8 protein-coding genes, 2 tRNA genes and 2 rRNA genes are annotated in these 15037 nt (G+C 61.6%); 6 read left to right on the forward strand and 6 right to left on the reverse strand.

Annotated elements, in window-relative coordinates:
* Positions 1 to 36: 36 nt before the first annotated feature.
* The 6 genes from rpsT (at position 37) to gyrB (ending at position 7776) form a co-directional block, all read left to right on the forward strand.
* Complete coding sequence (gene rpsT / locus C6Y53_RS08470; RefSeq protein WP_106472041.1) at positions 37 to 300, forward strand: 30S ribosomal protein S20; 264 nt, start codon at positions 37 to 39, stop codon at positions 298 to 300.
* Positions 301 to 905: 605 nt separating this feature from the next.
* Entirely contained in the window at positions 906 to 2270 is a 1365-nt protein-coding gene (dnaA, locus tag C6Y53_RS08475) for a chromosomal replication initiator protein DnaA (protein WP_106472042.1), read from the forward strand.
* A 175-nt stretch (positions 2271 to 2445) separates the two neighbouring features.
* Positions 2446 to 3564, forward strand: a complete 1119-nt coding sequence (gene dnaN, locus C6Y53_RS08480; RefSeq protein WP_106472043.1) for a DNA polymerase III subunit beta — start codon at positions 2446 to 2448, stop codon at positions 3562 to 3564.
* Positions 3561 to 4664 (forward strand): DNA replication/repair protein RecF, encoded by a 1104-nt coding sequence (gene recF, locus C6Y53_RS08485; RefSeq protein ID WP_106472044.1) that lies wholly within the window; start codon positions 3561 to 3563, stop codon positions 4662 to 4664. The genes dnaN and recF overlap by 4 nt, the downstream gene beginning before the upstream one ends.
* Positions 4661 to 5281, forward strand: coding sequence for a LysE family translocator (locus tag C6Y53_RS08490; protein ID WP_106472045.1), 621 nt, complete (start codon positions 4661 to 4663; stop codon positions 5279 to 5281). Before recF ends, C6Y53_RS08490 begins: the two co-directional genes overlap by 4 nt.
* 77 nt (positions 5282 to 5358) lie before the next feature.
* Positions 5359 to 7776 (forward strand): DNA topoisomerase (ATP-hydrolyzing) subunit B, encoded by a 2418-nt coding sequence (gene gyrB / locus C6Y53_RS08495; RefSeq protein ID WP_106472046.1) that lies wholly within the window; start codon positions 5359 to 5361, stop codon positions 7774 to 7776.
* Between the two features lie 23 nt (positions 7777 to 7799).
* Here gyrB and C6Y53_RS08500 read toward each other — a convergent pair whose 3' ends face one another.
* The 6 genes from C6Y53_RS08500 to C6Y53_RS08525 form a co-directional block, all read right to left on the reverse strand.
* The gene (locus C6Y53_RS08500) at positions 7800 to 9986 is read right to left on the reverse strand and encodes a glycosyltransferase family 2 protein (protein WP_106474017.1); all 2187 of its coding nucleotides are present in this window, start codon (positions 9984 to 9986) and stop codon (positions 7800 to 7802) included.
* Positions 9987 to 10150: 164 nt separating this feature from the next.
* Positions 10151 to 11161 (reverse strand): glycosyltransferase family 32 protein, encoded by a 1011-nt coding sequence (locus tag C6Y53_RS08505; RefSeq protein ID WP_106472047.1) that lies wholly within the window; start codon positions 11159 to 11161, stop codon positions 10151 to 10153.
* Between the two features lie 224 nt (positions 11162 to 11385).
* Positions 11386 to 11500, reverse strand: a 5S ribosomal RNA gene (gene rrf / locus C6Y53_RS08510).
* An 80-nt stretch (positions 11501 to 11580) separates the two neighbouring features.
* Positions 11581 to 14423, reverse strand: a 23S ribosomal RNA gene (locus C6Y53_RS08515).
* 363 nt (positions 14424 to 14786) lie between these two features.
* A tRNA-Ala gene (locus tag C6Y53_RS08520) sits at positions 14787 to 14862 on the reverse strand.
* A gap of 72 nt (positions 14863 to 14934) precedes the next feature.
* Positions 14935 to 15011: transfer RNA gene (locus C6Y53_RS08525), tRNA-Ile, on the reverse strand.
* Positions 15012 to 15037: the final 26 nt, after the last annotated feature.

Raw genomic sequence — 15037 nt, forward strand, 5'->3', positions numbered from 1 at the left:
TCGAAATGAACCGAAACCTGACGAAGGTCTGAACAGATGGCAAATTCGCCCCAGGCAAAGAAACGCGCCCTCCAGAACGAAAAGCGCTTCGCAATCAACAAGGCGCGCCGTTCGCGCATCCGCACCTATCTGCGCAAGGTCGAAGAGGCGATTGCCTCGGGCGACAAGGCCGCGGCCACCGCGGCACTGCGGGCGGCCCAGCCCGAACTGATGCGCGGCGTGACCAAGGGCGTCTATCACAAGAACACCGCCGCCCGGAAAATGTCGCGCCTGAGCGCGCGCGTGAAGGCGCTGGGCTGATCCTGGCCCACCCGCCGGAAAACCTGGAAAAACCGAAATCATCGAATCGGGGCAAAGCCGCAGGCTGTGCCCCGATTCTTCTTTTTGGGGCGACGAAAAAGCAACACTCTACCTATGAGAGAGCGCCCCCGAGGGATTCTTTGGCCGGATGGGCTGAGTCAACAGCGAAGTTTCGTTGCCGCTCCGCACCCCGACTTGCTACCAAAGATACAGCGATTCACTCGCCTGGGGGGACAGGCTGCAATCGCGCCGTTTCGACGGGAATCGAGGCGGCGGGACTGCAATCGTCGGGGGACCGGGACAACCGATCAACCGGCTTGCTGGGTATCCGGAGCTGCACCGGAATTCAGCCCTGTCATAGCAAGTGTGTGTAACGGCTGCGTGTCGTCGGAAACGGCCCCGCATCAGTGGGAATGTTTGCATCGATCAATTGCCGTAACGGACCCGATTTCGGGGCCGCGGGAGGTTTGTTGCCTGCCGACTGCATTCTTGTGCCCCGAGCGACGTGCATCCGCCGGTTTGGCAGAACCGGGATAATAGGGGACGGGTCAATAGAGACTCCAACGGGTCAACAAAGACTCAACAGCGGATAACGCGAGGCACGGATGACACAAGAAAAATGGGGTGAACTCAGGCTCAGGCTGCGCAAGACAGTCGGGCAGAACAATTATACGACCTGGATCGAACCGCTCGAGTTCGATCGGCTGCAGGATGGCGTGGCCACGTTCCAGGTGCCGACGAATTTCATGGGCAATTATGTCAGCCAGAACTTCGCCGACCTGATCCTTTATGAACTGAACAATGCCGGTGAAAAGGTCCAGCGGGTGGCCTTCAACGCCGTGGCCAACAGGCCGGACCGGCCGACGACCACACAAAAACCCGCTGCCGAACCGGCTGGCGCCGAACCTGCCGCCGCCAATGGCGAGGAACTGCAGGCCGCGCCGCTGGACCCGCGCTTTACCTTCGAGGGCTTTGTCGTCGGCAAGCCCAACGAACTGGCCCATGCCGCCGCGCGTCGCGTCGCCGAAGGCGCGTCCGTGACCTTCAACCCGCTGGTGCTCTATGGCGGGGTCGGGCTGGGCAAGACCCACCTGATGCACGCCATCGCCTGGGAACTGCGCGCCCGCCGCCCGGATCTGAACGTGCTCTACCTGTCGGCGGAACAGTTCATGTATCGCTTTGTCCAGGCGCTGCGCGAACGCCGCATGATGGATTTCAAGCACCTGTTCCGCTCGGTGGACGTGCTGATGGTGGACGATGTGCAGTTCATCGCCGGCAAGGACAGCACGCAGGAAGAGTTCTTTCACACCTTCAACGCGCTGGTGGACCAGAACAAGCAGATCATCATCTCGGCCGACCGCGCGCCGGGCGAGATCAAGGATCTCGAGGACCGGGTGAAATCCCGCCTGCAATGCGGCCTGGTGGTGGACCTGCACCCGACCGATTACGAGCTGCGGCTGGGTATTCTCCAGAACAAGGTGCAGCAGCACAGCGCCACCTATCCGAGGCTGACGATCGCGGATGGCGTGCTGGAATTCCTCGCCCAGCGGATTTCGACCAACGTGCGGGTTCTCGAAGGGGCGCTGACCCGGCTGTTCGCCTTTGCGTCGCTGGTCGGCCGCGAGATCGACATGGACCTGACCCAGGATTGCCTGTCGGACGTGCTGCGCGCCTCGGAGCGCAAGATCAGCGTCGAAGAGATCCAGCGCCGGGTGTCGGACTATTACAACATCCGCCTCAGCGACATCATCGGCCCCAAGCGGCTGCGGTCCTATGCGCGGCCCCGCCAGGTGGCGATGTATCTGTGCAAACAGCTCACCAGCCGGTCCCTGCCCGAAATCGGGCGCAGGTTCGGCGGGCGCGACCACACCACGGTGATGCACGGGGTGCGCCGGATCGAGGAGCTCAAGACCACCGACGGGCAGATCGCCGAGGACGTGGAAATCCTGCGCCGCGCGCTCGAAGCCTGAACAGCCGGTGGCACCGATGCCATAGTTGCGACCCGACGCCCGGTGCCGCCTTGACGATGGCCCGGTTTTGGGCCGAGAAACTTCCCTGAAACGCTTGTGCCGGGACGGGAAACCGTTAGGTTTGCCTCCCGGCCCCGTATCGGCCGGACCCGGCCAATGGGGAGGACGGAGACAGATGAAAATCAGCATCGAACGCGGCGCGCTGCTCAAGGCCGTGGCCCAGGCGCAATCGGTCGTGGAACGGCGCAACACCATTCCGATTCTGGCCAACGTCCTGATCGAGGCCGAGGGCGACATGGTGCGGTTCCGCGCCACCGACCTGGATATCGAGATCGTCGACGATGCTGTCGCCCAGGTCGAACGCGCGGGCGCGACCACCGTTGCCGCGACCACCCTGCATGAAATCGTGCGCAAGCTGCCAGACGGGGCGCTGGTGACGCTGACCGCCGATTCCGCCGCCGGCCGGCTGACGGTCGATGCGGGGCGATCCAATTTTTCGCTGGCCACGCTGCCCAAGGAAGATTTCCCGCAGATGGCCTCGACCGATTACCAGACCAGTTTCACCGCCACGGTGCCGGTGCTGCGGCGTCTGTTCGACAAGTCGAAATTCGCCATCTCGACCGAGGAAACCCGCTATTATCTGAATGGCGTCTACATGCATGCGGCCGAGGCCGACGGCGAAAAGGTGCTGCGCTGCGTGGCGACCGACGGCCACCGGCTGGCGCGGATCGACGCGGACCTGCCCGCGGGCGCGGCGGACATGCCCGGCGTGATCGTGCCGCGCAAGACCGTGAACGAACTGCGCAAGCTGCTGGATGACGACGAGGGCAGCATCAGGGTCGCGGTCAGCGAAACCAAGATCCGGTTCGAGGCCCCCGGCGTCCTGCTGACCTCCAAGGTCATCGACGGCACCTTTCCCGACTACATGCGGGTGATCCCGCAGGCCAACCCGCGCCGGATGGAAGTCGACGCCAGCGCCTTTGCCCAGGCGGTGGACCGGGTCGCCACGGTGTCGTCGGAACGGTCGCGCGCGGTCAAGCTGCTGATGGAGGATGACCGGCTGGTGCTGTCGGTGAACGCCCCCGACAGCGGCGCCGCCGAAGAGGAACTGCCGGTGGCCTATGGCGACGAACGGCTGGAGATCGGGTTCAACGCCAAGTATCTGCATGAAATCGCCAGCCAGGTGGATCGCGAGAACGCGGTGTTTCTGTTCAACTCGGCCGGCGACCCGACATTGATGCGCGAAGGCAACGACCCCAGCGCGGTCTATGTCGTGATGCCGATGCGGGTGTGACGGCCCTCTTTCTCGAACGGCTCGGCCTGTCGCATTTCCGGTCCCACCCGCGCACGCGGCTCGATCTCGACGGACGGCCCGTTGTGTTGCACGGGGCAAACGGCGCGGGCAAGACCAACATCCTCGAAGCGGTATCGATGCTGTCGCCCGGGCGCGGATTGCGCCGGGTCGCCGCCGCCGAGATGATGCGCCGGCCGGATGCGCCGGGCTGGAAGGTCTCGGCGCTGCTGGCAACGCCCGGCCAGGCGCATGAAATCGACACCTGGTCTGAAAACGGCGCGGCGCGGCAGGTCCGCATCGACGGCAAATCCGCGTCGCAGCTGGCATTGGGGCGGCTGTTGCGCGTGTTGTGGCTGGTGCCGGCAATGGACCGGCTGTGGACCGAAGGCGCCGAAGGGCGGCGGCGGTTTCTGGACCGTGTAACGCTGAGTTTCGATCCCGACCATGCCGACCGGACGCTGACCTATGAAAAGGCGATGCGCGAACGCAACCGGCTGTTGCGCGACCAGATCGGCGATCCGGCCTGGTACGGGGCGCTCGAGGCGCAGATGGCGCAGGCGGGCAGCGCCATCGACACCGCCCGCCGCGCCGCGATCGCCGAGTTGCACGGGGCGCAGGACGGGGCCGAAACCGCCTTCCCCGCCGCCGACCTGGTGCTGGTCCATGCCGACGGCCCGCTGCCCGGCGATGCCGGGGCGCTGGCCGGGGCGCTGGCCGAAAATCGCCCGCGCGACATCGCGGCCGGGCGCACGCTGATCGGACCGCACCGCGCCGATCTGCAGGCAAGCTATGCGGCCAAGGAGATGGCGGCGCGGGACTGCTCCACCGGCGAACAGAAGGCGCTGCTGGTCTCGCTGGTGCTGGCCAATGCCCGCGCGCTGGCGGCGCGGACCGGGCTGCCGCCGCTGCTTCTGCTGGACGAGGTCGCCGCCCATCTGGACGCGAACCGCCGCGCGGCGCTGTTCGACGAAATCTGCGCGCTGGGCACGCAGGCCTGGATGACCGGCACCGGGGCCGAACTGTTCGGCGAACTCGGCGCACGCGCGCAGGTCTTCGAAGTGACGGAAACGGCGGGCGTTTCCGGGGCGAGACCGCAATGACCATCGCGGCGGTCGACCTGGTGCTCTATGCGGGTGCGTTGCTGATCCTGTTCCTGACGCCCGGCCCGGTCTGGCTGGCGCTGATCGCACGCACGCTGTCGGGCGGGTTCGCCGCCGCCTGGCCGCTGGCGCTGGGGGTTGCGGTGGGCGACATGGTTTGGCCCTTGCTCGCCGTGCTCGGGCTCGCCTGGCTGGTGGCCGAAGTCGACGGGTTCATGACGCTGCTGCGCTATGGCGCCTGCGCGGTGTTCCTGCTGATCGGCTGGCAGGTGATCCGCCGTGCCGGCGCACCGATCGACGAGAACCGCAGCCTGACCCGCCCCGGCATCGGCGCCGGGTTTGCCGCCGGCATCGCCGCGATCCTGGGCAATCCCAAGGCGATCCTGTTCTACATGGGCGTGCTGCCGGGGTTCTTCGACCTGACCGCCGTGTCCGTCCCGGATATCGCCGCGATCACCCTGCTGTCGCTGGCCGTGCCGCTGGCCGGCAACCTTGCCCTGGCCGCCTTCGTGGGCAAGGCCAGGCAGCTGGTGACCCGCCCCGGCACGCTGCGGCGGGTCAATCTCGTGTCCGGCTGGCTGCTGGTGGCGGTGGGGCTGGTGATCCCCTTCACCTGACACAAAATCTTGGGGTTCGGCGTGACAATCCCCCCAGGAATTCCTATAACATGATCCGAACAACAAGGATTTTCCGGATGTCGGACGAGACTGCCGCGCGCGACGATTATGGCGCGGATTCGATCAAGGTTCTCAAGGGGTTGGAAGCTGTCCGCAAGCGCCCCGGCATGTATATCGGGGACACGGATGACGGGTCGGGCCTGCACCATATGGTGTATGAGGTCGTCGACAACGGCATCGACGAGGCACTGGCCGGTCACGCCGACGCTGTGACGGTGAAAATCCACCCCGACAGCAGCGTATCGGTGGCCGATAACGGCCGCGGCATCCCCGTGGACATCCATGCCGAGGAAGGCGTTTCGGCAGCCGAAGTGATCATGACCCAGCTGCATGCGGGCGGCAAGTTCGACAGCAACTCCTACAAGGTGTCGGGCGGGCTGCACGGGGTCGGGGTCTCGGTGGTGAACGCGCTGTCGGTCTGGCTGGAACTGCGGATCTGGCGCGACGGCAAGGAACATTACGCGCGGTTCGAAAACGGCGAGACCGCCGAACACCTGCGCGTGGTGGGCGAAGCGGGCGACCGCACCGGGACCGAGGTGCGGTTCCTCGCCTCGACCGAGACATTCTCCAACCTGGACTATTCCTTCGAGGTGCTGGAGCGCCGGTTGCGCGAACTGGCGTTTCTGAATTCCGGCGTGCGCATCATCCTGATCGACGAACGCCCCGCCGAGCCACTGCGCACCGAACTGTTCTACGAAGGCGGCGTGCGCGAATTCGTCCGATACCTGGACCGCAACAAGCATTCGGTGATGCAGGACCCGATCTTCATCACCGGCGAGCGCGACGATATCGGGATCGAGGTGGCGATGTGGTGGAACGACAGTTTCCACGAAACCGTCCTGCCCTTTACCAACAACATTCCGCAGCGCGACGGCGGCACCCATATGGCCGGGCTGCGCGGCGCGCTGACCCGGACCATCAACAACTATGCGCAGTCCAGCGGGATCGCGAAAAAGGAAAAGGTCAGCTTTACCGGCGACGACGCCCGCGAGGGCCTGACCTGCGTGCTGTCTGTCAAGGTGCCTGACCCGAAATTCAGTTCGCAGACCAAGGACAAGCTGGTATCGTCCGAGGTTCGCCCGGCCGTCGAAGGGCTGGTGAACGAAAAACTGGCCGAATGGTTCGAGGAAAACCCGAACGAGGCGAAAATCATCGTCGGCAAGATCATCGAGGCGGCGCTGGCACGCGAAGCGGCGCGCAAGGCCCGCGAACTGACCCGGCGCAAGACCGCGATGGACGTGAATTTCCTCGCGGGCAAGCTCAAGGATTGTTCCGAGAAGGACGCCACCAAGACCGAGTTGTTCCTGGTCGAAGGCGACAGCGCCGGCGGCTCGGCCCAGACCGGGCGCGACCGCAGCATCCAGGCCATCCTGCCGCTGAAGGGCAAGATCCTGAACGTGGAACGCGCCCGGTTCGACCGGATGCTGTCCAGCCAGGAGATCGGCAACCTGGTGATGGCGCTGGGCACCGGCATCGGGCGGGATGAATTCGACATCTCGAAACTGCGCTACCACAAGATCGTCATCATGACGGATGCCGACGTGGACGGGGCGCATATCCGCACGCTGCTGCTGACGTTCTTCTACCGGCAGATGCCCGAACTGATCGAGATGGGGCATCTCTATATCGCGCAGCCGCCGCTCTACAAGGTCAGCCGCGGCAAGTCCGGGACCTATCTCAAGGACCAGGCCGAGATGGACAACTACCTGATCGAACAGGGTGTCGAGGGCGCGCTGCTGCGGCTGGGATCGGGCGAAGAGATCGCCGGCGCCGATCTGGCCCGCGTGGTCGAGGAGGCCCGGCAGCTCAAACGCGTTCTCGATGCCTTCCCGACCCATTACCCGCATCATATCCTTGAACAGGCGGCCGTTGCCGGGGCGTTCGTGCCCGGCGCGGTCGATGCCGATCTTCAGGGCGTCGCCGACCGGGTGGCCGCGCGGCTCGACCAGATCGCGCTGGAATATGAACGCGGCTGGCAGGGGCGGATCACTCAGGATCACGGTATCCGGCTGGCGCGTATCCTGCGCGGCGTCGAAGAGGTGCGCACGCTGGACGGGCCGATGCTGCGGTCGGGCGAGGCGCGCAAGACCGGCAGCTTTACCAAGAGCCTGCAGGAAATCTATGGCACCACGGCATCGCTGGTCCGGCGCGACCGGGCACAGGCGATCCATGGCCCGCTGGGGCTGTTGCGCGCGATTCTGGACGAGGGCGAAAAGGGCCTGACCCTGCAACGCTACAAGGGGCTGGGCGAGATGAACCCCGACCAGCTGTGGGAAACCACGCTGGACCCGGACGCGCGCACGCTGCTGCAGGTCAAGGTCGATGACATGGTCGAAGCCGACAATCTGTTCACCAAGCTGATGGGCGACGTGGTCGAACCCCGCCGCGAGTTCATCCAGCAGAACGCCCTGAGCGTGGAGAATCTCGATTTCTGAACGGCGCGGGCACCTCCGCGCCGCTAAGCACCTTCGGGGCCGTGTTTCTTTTCGTCCACGGTGAAAAAGAACTCGGCATCCGGATCGCGGGCGACCACCTCGTCGGGCACCGAATCCGGCCCCTGCATGAACACCGCGGCGCCGAAATGGCGGTGCATCTTTGACAGCTTTTCCATCCGTGGCCCGGTCAGGTCCTCGTAGAAGCGGGCGTATTTGGGCGTCGCCCTCAATTCGTCGATCTTGTCGCGATGCCGGGCGACGCAATGCTCATGCGCGGCGCGGATCTCGGGGTCGCTCATCAACCGGTCATATTCGGCCCTGAGCATCGGCAGGCGTTTCAGGATCGAGGTTTCATCGACCGCGTTGTTGTTCATCCGGAACCAGTAGGCCAGCCCCTGTTCGCGATTGACATGGTTCACCCGGCCACGATCGCGTTTGACCAGGAAACTCTCGGCCGAGCGCACGGCGTAGTGATTGAGCTGCACGAGGTCATAGCCATAGGTGGACGATGTCGACCGCCAGGCGTTGCGATACATGGCCTTGGGCAGCGGCTTGCCCGATCCGTTGACCCAGCGGACCTGTTCCCACAATTGGGATTTCAGCCCCTTGGGGCGGTGCACGCCCATCTTCCTGAACAGGCCGACATTCTTGTAGAGGGTCTTGAAGCCCCAGGCCTGGTGCGGCTTGTTGGCAAATTCACGGGCGCTGCGGCAGAACTGCTCGACGACGAATCCATCCTTGAATTCATGCCTATCGGCATTGCCGAACAGGCGCCAGGTGCAGGAAATCATGTTCACGTCGCCAAGTTCCCCGAACAGGGCATCCAGCGTGCCGTCGCCGCATTTGATGTTGACGTATTCGTCAACGTCCATGCAGATGCACCATTCGGCGTCGCGCATGACCGGCAGATCCTGCCCGTCCTGCAGCGCGGCATGTTGCGGCTTCAGCCCGAGTTGCTGAAACGGGTTGTCGCGGCGCTGCACGATGCCGCGGTCCTGCAACAGATCGAGCAGTTCGACCGTCCCGTCGTCGCAGTCATTGGTATAGATCAGGAAATCGTCGAACCCGATGGCGCGGTGATAGGCGATCCATTCGAGAATGAAAGGCCCCTCGTTCTTCATCGTGGTGAGGATCGCACGGCGCCCGTTCTTGGCCCTGGTCACATTTTCAGATGGCATGCGGACGGGTTTGTGATCAAAATGCCCCTCGATCAGCCGCAGCAGGGGCGGGTGTTCGATCAGCGATGTCTTGGGAACGATGGTCGATACCGAATCGGTCGGGTGGCGCAGTCCCATGAACCGGAAAAAGGCATGGTGGGTGTCGGGCGCGTGCATCGCACCCCCGACCCGATTCGGGCGCAGAATCGATCCCGGCGGTAGCCTGGACGGCACGACGCACCAGCGGCGCGTGACGCCGCTGGCATCGAACTGGATACAGCCATGATCGGCAAAATGCGGCTTGTCGCCCTTGCGCACGCGCCACGGAAAACAATGCCGCCCCAGCAGCTGCAGATACCCGGTTTCGCTGGCAACCGCCCGATCGAACACGCACCCTGCCTCATGCGGCAGGACCAGGTCGTGTATCTCGACATTCATCACCGCGCGGGCAGCGCCGAGAAACCGCGCTCTCGCCCATTGGTAGTATAGGACATCGGCAAGGGGTGATTCCCACGGGGCCGGCGGCGGCACGGTCATGCGATCCTTGCCGGGGGCTCCGGGCACGCAGAACGGATGCGATTCAGCCGGCCTGTCACGCCGCCCCAGCGGATGATCCACGTCGACAAGGATCACATGACAGTCGATCCCCCGTGCCCTGATCCCCTCGGACAGATCCTCGGCAAGGCGCAGATCGGTTCCCGGTTTCGACCGGTTCAGGATGACCGCGCCGTTCATGCCGTGATGCGTGGCATGCCATTGCAGCCAGTCCAGCACCGACTCGGCCGGCTCGCCGTTGCGCGTGGTCAACCCGACATTGCGCCCGTTCATCAGGTCCGGTTCGGGGGCTGACGGGTGCAATTCGACACCGACCCCGCCAAAGACCATCGGCAACGTATCGCCGCCACCGGCATGCACGACAAACAGCGGTGCATTGCCCACGGACACCGCGTTCCGGACTGTCACGCCCTCGCCCGGTTTGATCGCATCGAACAGCGTATCGTGGGTGAAGTAGAGCGCCACGTCACCATCGCCCGTCACCACGGCGTCAAGCATGACAACATCGCCCACGGAGACCGTGCTGAGGTGACATGCGTGAATGCGGTTCCTGCGTCGCGTCCTGCCCATCTAATCTGCCCGGTTCACGAAACTGCCTGCGGTTTCGCGATATGGGGGATTGATGAAGATTGGGTTTCCCCGGTCAGATCAACACCCATCCGTCACCCTGTCCTGAAAAGCTGCGACGCGCCTTCGACAATCCGGTCGCGGCATTGTTTCACGAAATGCTTGTCGACCAGGTGATCGCGGCAGATCTTGTCCATGCTGGCCTCGCCCTTGAGAGCCTCGATCCCGATCATCGCCTTGAATTCGGGGTCGTCGGACCGGCTGGCCGCAGGTTTTTTCTTGGCCGGGATCGGAGCGGCTGCGATGTCGATGCCGTGTTTGTCGATCAGGCTTTCCATGAAGCTGCCCCGGCGGGGGCTGTTGCCCTCTTTCTCTTCGAGGCGCGGTTTCATCCGACGCGCCCAGAAGTGCACCCCATAGGTTTCGGACGTGATCCGCTCTTCCACAAAGTCGTTGTAACGCGACAGGATCATCTTGTTCCGATCCTTGAAGGAAATCGGATAGAATGCCGGTTCGCCAAGAGCGTGCCGGATCTCGCCGGTCTGGGTGAGAAACCATGTCACCGAGGCAGGTCCGGTAAACCCCCAGTTCTGTTCGGTCAGATGGACCGGCCGGCCTGCGTCCCGCTCCGCTTCGAGCTCTGCCACCTGCCAGGGCTTTAGCCACGGAGCGATGGCATATTCATCCTCGAAGAATTCCATCAGGCAGGAAAGCGTTTTCGATGTTTTCGGCAGGCCGAGGACGGCATTGCAGACCAGACCGGGCTTTTCCCACCCGAAGACGAAAGGGTTCGAAAAATCAAAGGGCCGATGGCAGAACATATCCGCGTCGACCCAGATTTTATCGGTCTTCTTCAACAGGTGCAGCCGCCACATATCCGCATGGATCGCGGGGCTGCCGGTGCGCGCATGTCGCAGCATAGGTTTGGCCGGAAAGATCTCTGCCGCATCGCCCGGATGCACACCCAACGGCAGGTTGTCGATCGGCTCATAGCTGTAGAGCGTGATGTGATGGCCCGCATCCGCAAATGATTTCAGACACAACTGTTCGAGCCAGGACAACCGCCCGCCGATCCAGAGTGACGCAATGTCGGGAAGGTCTGCCATATGTCGGAAAGTCGCCCAGCCGCTCTGCACGAGGAAAAACATAGCCTCAGGCAAGCATTATTTCTCATTGCCGGACGATGGGCAAGCGATGCGGCAACCCGCAGGCGATCACCGCGGATCTACAGAACCGCGCGCATGAACGCGCCGGGCGCCGGTGGCGCGAAGAGTTCAGTCATTGTTGGGAGAGCATCGAAAGAGAGATACGTTCTCAGAGGCTTTTTTAGGTTTGGCGGTGACCTACTCTCCCACGTCTTAAGACGCAGTACCATCGGCGCTACAGTGCTTAACGGCCGGGTTCGGGATGGGACCGGGTGTTTCACTTGCGCTATGACCACCAAACCGAAAAAAACCTCTGAACTCCAAGTCAAATACGTTCTGGACGTATGCTCGTGATCGTAGAAGTCTGCCTTCTACTGGATCAAATCAAGCCTATCGGGCAATTAGTACCGGTCAACTGAACGCATTGCTGCGCTTACATCTCCGGCCTATCGACGTGGTGGTCTCCCACGGCCCTCAGGGATACCTTGTTTTGAGGGGGGCTTCCCGCTTAGATGCCTTCAGCGGTTATCCTGTCCGATCATAGCTACCCTGCACTGCCGTTGGCACGACAACAGGTCCACCAGTGGATCGTTCACCCCGGTCCTCTCGTACTAGGGGCAACTCCTCTCAAGTATCCTACACCCACGGCAGATAGGGACCGAACTGTCTCACGACGTTCTAAACCCAGCTCACGTACCTCTTTAAACGGCGAACAGCCGTACCCTTGGGACCTGCTCCAGCCCCAGGATGAGATGAGCCGACATCGAGGTGCCAAACACTGCCGTCGATATGGACTCTTGGGCAGTATCAGCCTGTTATCCCCGGCGTACCTTTTATCCGTTGAGCGATGGCCCTTCCACTCGGGACCACCGGATCACTATGGCCGTCTTTCGACTCTGCTCGACTTGTCAGTCTCGCAGTCAGGCTGGCTTCTGCCATTGCACTCAACGAGCGATTTCCGACCGCTCTGAGCCAACCTTCGCGCGCCTCCGTTACGCTTTAGGAGGCGACCGCCCCAGTCAAACTACCCGCCACACAGGGTCCCGGATCCGGATAACGGACCGCGGTTAGACATCAAGCAGAGCAAGGGTGGTATCTCAAGGGAGGCTCCACAGAGACTGGCGTCCCTGCTTCGAAGCCCACCACCTATCCTGCACATGCTCGGCCTAATGCCAATGTGAAGCTGTAGTAAAGGTGCACGGGGTCTTTCCGTCTAACCGCGGGAAGCCTGCATCTTGACAGGCAATTCAATTTCGCTGAGTCGATGTTGGAGACAGCGGGGAAGTCGTTACGCCATTCGTGCAGGTCGGAACTTACCCGACAAGGAATTTCGCTACCTTAGGACCGTTATAGTTACGGCCGCCGTTTACCTGGGCTTCAATTCGGAGCTCTCACTCCTCCTTTTAACCTTCAGGCACCGGGCAGGCGTCAGACCCTATACGTCGTCTTGCGACTTCGCAGAGCCCTGTGTTTTTAGTAAACAGTCGCCACCCCCTGGTTTGTGCCCCCAGCCACTAGTTGCCTAGAAACTGGGCCTCCTTCTCGCGAACTTACGGAGGTATTTTGCCGAGTTCCTTCAACATCGTTCTCTCAAGCGCCTTGGTATTCTCTACCAGTCCACCTGTGTCGGTTTAGGGTACGGTCTGGTGGAGGGCTATTTCCAGGAACCGATCAGCGGCCCACCCAATCCGATAAGGGTGAACAACCTTCACGATCCGTCACATCCTCCTGGCCCAGGAATATTAACCTGGTTCCCATCGCCTACGCCTTTCGGCCTCGGCTTAGGGGCCGGCTTACCCTGCTCAGATTAGCTTTAAGCAGGAACCCTTGGACTTTCGGCGAGAGTGTCTCTCACACTCTTTGTCGCTACTCATGTCATCATTCTCGCTAGTGATCTCTCCACCGGATGGCTCACGCCCCGGCTTCACAGAAAACTCCGCGTCTCCAATCCGGCCAGGCCTTCGAAAAGACCGTCCCGGTAAGGAGACATGGAGTTATGTCACACTACGCTCTGCTACCATGCCTTACGGCATCCTCAGCTTCGGCTCGTGGCTTGAGCCCCGTTACATCTTCGCCGCAGGACGTCTTGATTAGACCAGTGAGCTGTTACGCTATCTTTAAAGGATGGCTGCTTCTAAGCCAACCTCCTGGTTGTTTTGGACATCCCACCTGCTTTCCCACTTAGCCACGAATTGGGGGCCTTAGCTGGAGGTCAGGGTTGTTTCCCTCTCCACTACGGACGTTAGCATCCGCAGTGTGTCTGCCATCTAGTACTCCTCGGTATTCGGAGTTTGGTTAGGATCAGTAAGCCTGTGGGGCCCCATTACCCATCCAGTGCTCTACCCCCGAGGGTATTCGGATGACGCTCTACCTAAATAGATTTCGCAGAGAACCAGCTATCTCCGAGTTTGATTGGCCTTTCACCCCTAGGCACAGCTCATCCCGATCTTTTTCAACAGATGTGGGTTCGGCCCTCCAGTAAGTGTTACCTTACCTTCAGCCTGGCCATGCCTAGATCACTCGGTTTCGGGTCTGATCCCACGAACTCGACGCCCTATTAAGACTCGCTTTCGCTGCGCCTACACCTATCGGCTTAAGCTTGCACGTGAGACCAAGTCGATGACCCATTATACAAAAGGTACGCCGTCACCCCGCAAGGGGGCTCCGACTGATTGTAGGCGTTCGGTTTCAGGTACTGTTTCACTCCCCTCGTCGGGGTGCTTTTCACCTTTCCCTCACGGTACTGGTTCGCTATCGGTCAGCAAGGAGTACTTAGCCTTCGAAGGTGGTCCTCCGATCTTCAGACAGGATTTCACGTGTCCCGCCCTACTTAATACGTCCTATCGAGCTTCCCATACGGGGCTGTCACCCGCTATGGCCAGTCTTTCCAGACTGTTCTGGTCACTCTCAAGGCTCGGCTGGTCCCCGTTCGCTCGCCGCTACTAGGGGAGTATCAATTGATGTCCTTTCCTCCGGGTACTTAGATGTTTCAGTTCCCCGGGTTTGCTCTTAAAACCCTATGTATTCAGGTCTTAAGTACCTGTTTCAGCAAGATATAAGCTGCCCGAAGGCAATTATATCGAACTGTCAGGTGGGTTGCCCCATTCGGAAATCCATGGATCAAAGCTTATTCTCAGCTCCCCATGGCTTATCGCAGAGTATCACGTCCTTCATCGCCTCTTGCTGCCAAGGCATTCACCAAACGCCCTTCTCGCGCTTGATTTGATCCAGAAAGAGACAGACTTGCGTCTATCATGGCACCGGGCTGGTTCGACCGGCGCCTTCTGTTTCTGAACCAAAAGCATACTATCCCGCTCTTGCTGATGTCGGTCAGCAAGAACATTTGGTTAGTGTACTTGACTTGGACAACGCTGCTCGTTTCGGAAGGCATACCATGCAACCAGGCGAGGAAGCACCTCGGCTGCGGGCTTGCCCCGAAGGGCACCTACCGAGATCATGCCATACTCGGCACGATCAAGCAGTGTTGATATTGTATCTCTCTTTACGATGTCAAAGCTTCCGAAGAAGCGGTGTCCGATTGGACGGTAAAGAACTGCGGACAGTTCTTAACGATCTAATCGGGCGATGGTGGAGCCTAGGAGGATCGAACTCCTGACCTCCTGAATGCAAATCAGGCGCTCTCCCAGCTGAGCTAAGGCCCCAGGATCGACATGGATGGCACCCGGCACGGATGCCACTGTCATTTCGTCATCTCTTGCAGGCAAAAGAGACGGTGGTGGGTCGAGGAGGACTTGAACCTCCGACCTCACGCTTATCAGGCGTGCGCTCTAACCACCTGAGCTACCGACCCAAGCAACGAGCGGTAGCTCGTCAGGT

Source organism: Pukyongiella litopenaei (assembly GCF_003008555.2).
In the GTDB taxonomy this organism is placed as follows: domain Bacteria; phylum Pseudomonadota; class Alphaproteobacteria; order Rhodobacterales; family Rhodobacteraceae; genus Pukyongiella; species Pukyongiella litopenaei.

Bases quoted from the DNA above. Each gene is read 5' to 3' on its own strand.
- C6Y53_RS08500 (WP_106474017.1), bottom strand. From the start codon at position 9,986: ATGCTTGACGCCGTGGTGACGGGCGATGGTGACGTGGCGCTCTACTTC.
- gyrB (WP_106472046.1), top strand. From the start codon at position 5,359: ATGTCGGACGAGACTGCCGCGCGCGACGATTATGGCGCGGATTCGATC.
- C6Y53_RS08505 (WP_106472047.1), bottom strand. From the start codon at position 11,161: ATGGCAGACCTTCCCGACATTGCGTCACTCTGGATCGGCGGGCGGTTG.
- rpsT (WP_106472041.1), top strand. From the start codon at position 37: ATGGCAAATTCGCCCCAGGCAAAGAAACGCGCCCTCCAGAACGAAAAG.
- dnaN (WP_106472043.1), top strand. From the start codon at position 2,446: ATGAAAATCAGCATCGAACGCGGCGCGCTGCTCAAGGCCGTGGCCCAG.
- C6Y53_RS08490 (WP_106472045.1), top strand. From the start codon at position 4,661: ATGACCATCGCGGCGGTCGACCTGGTGCTCTATGCGGGTGCGTTGCTG.
- dnaA (WP_106472042.1), top strand. From the start codon at position 906: ATGACACAAGAAAAATGGGGTGAACTCAGGCTCAGGCTGCGCAAGACA.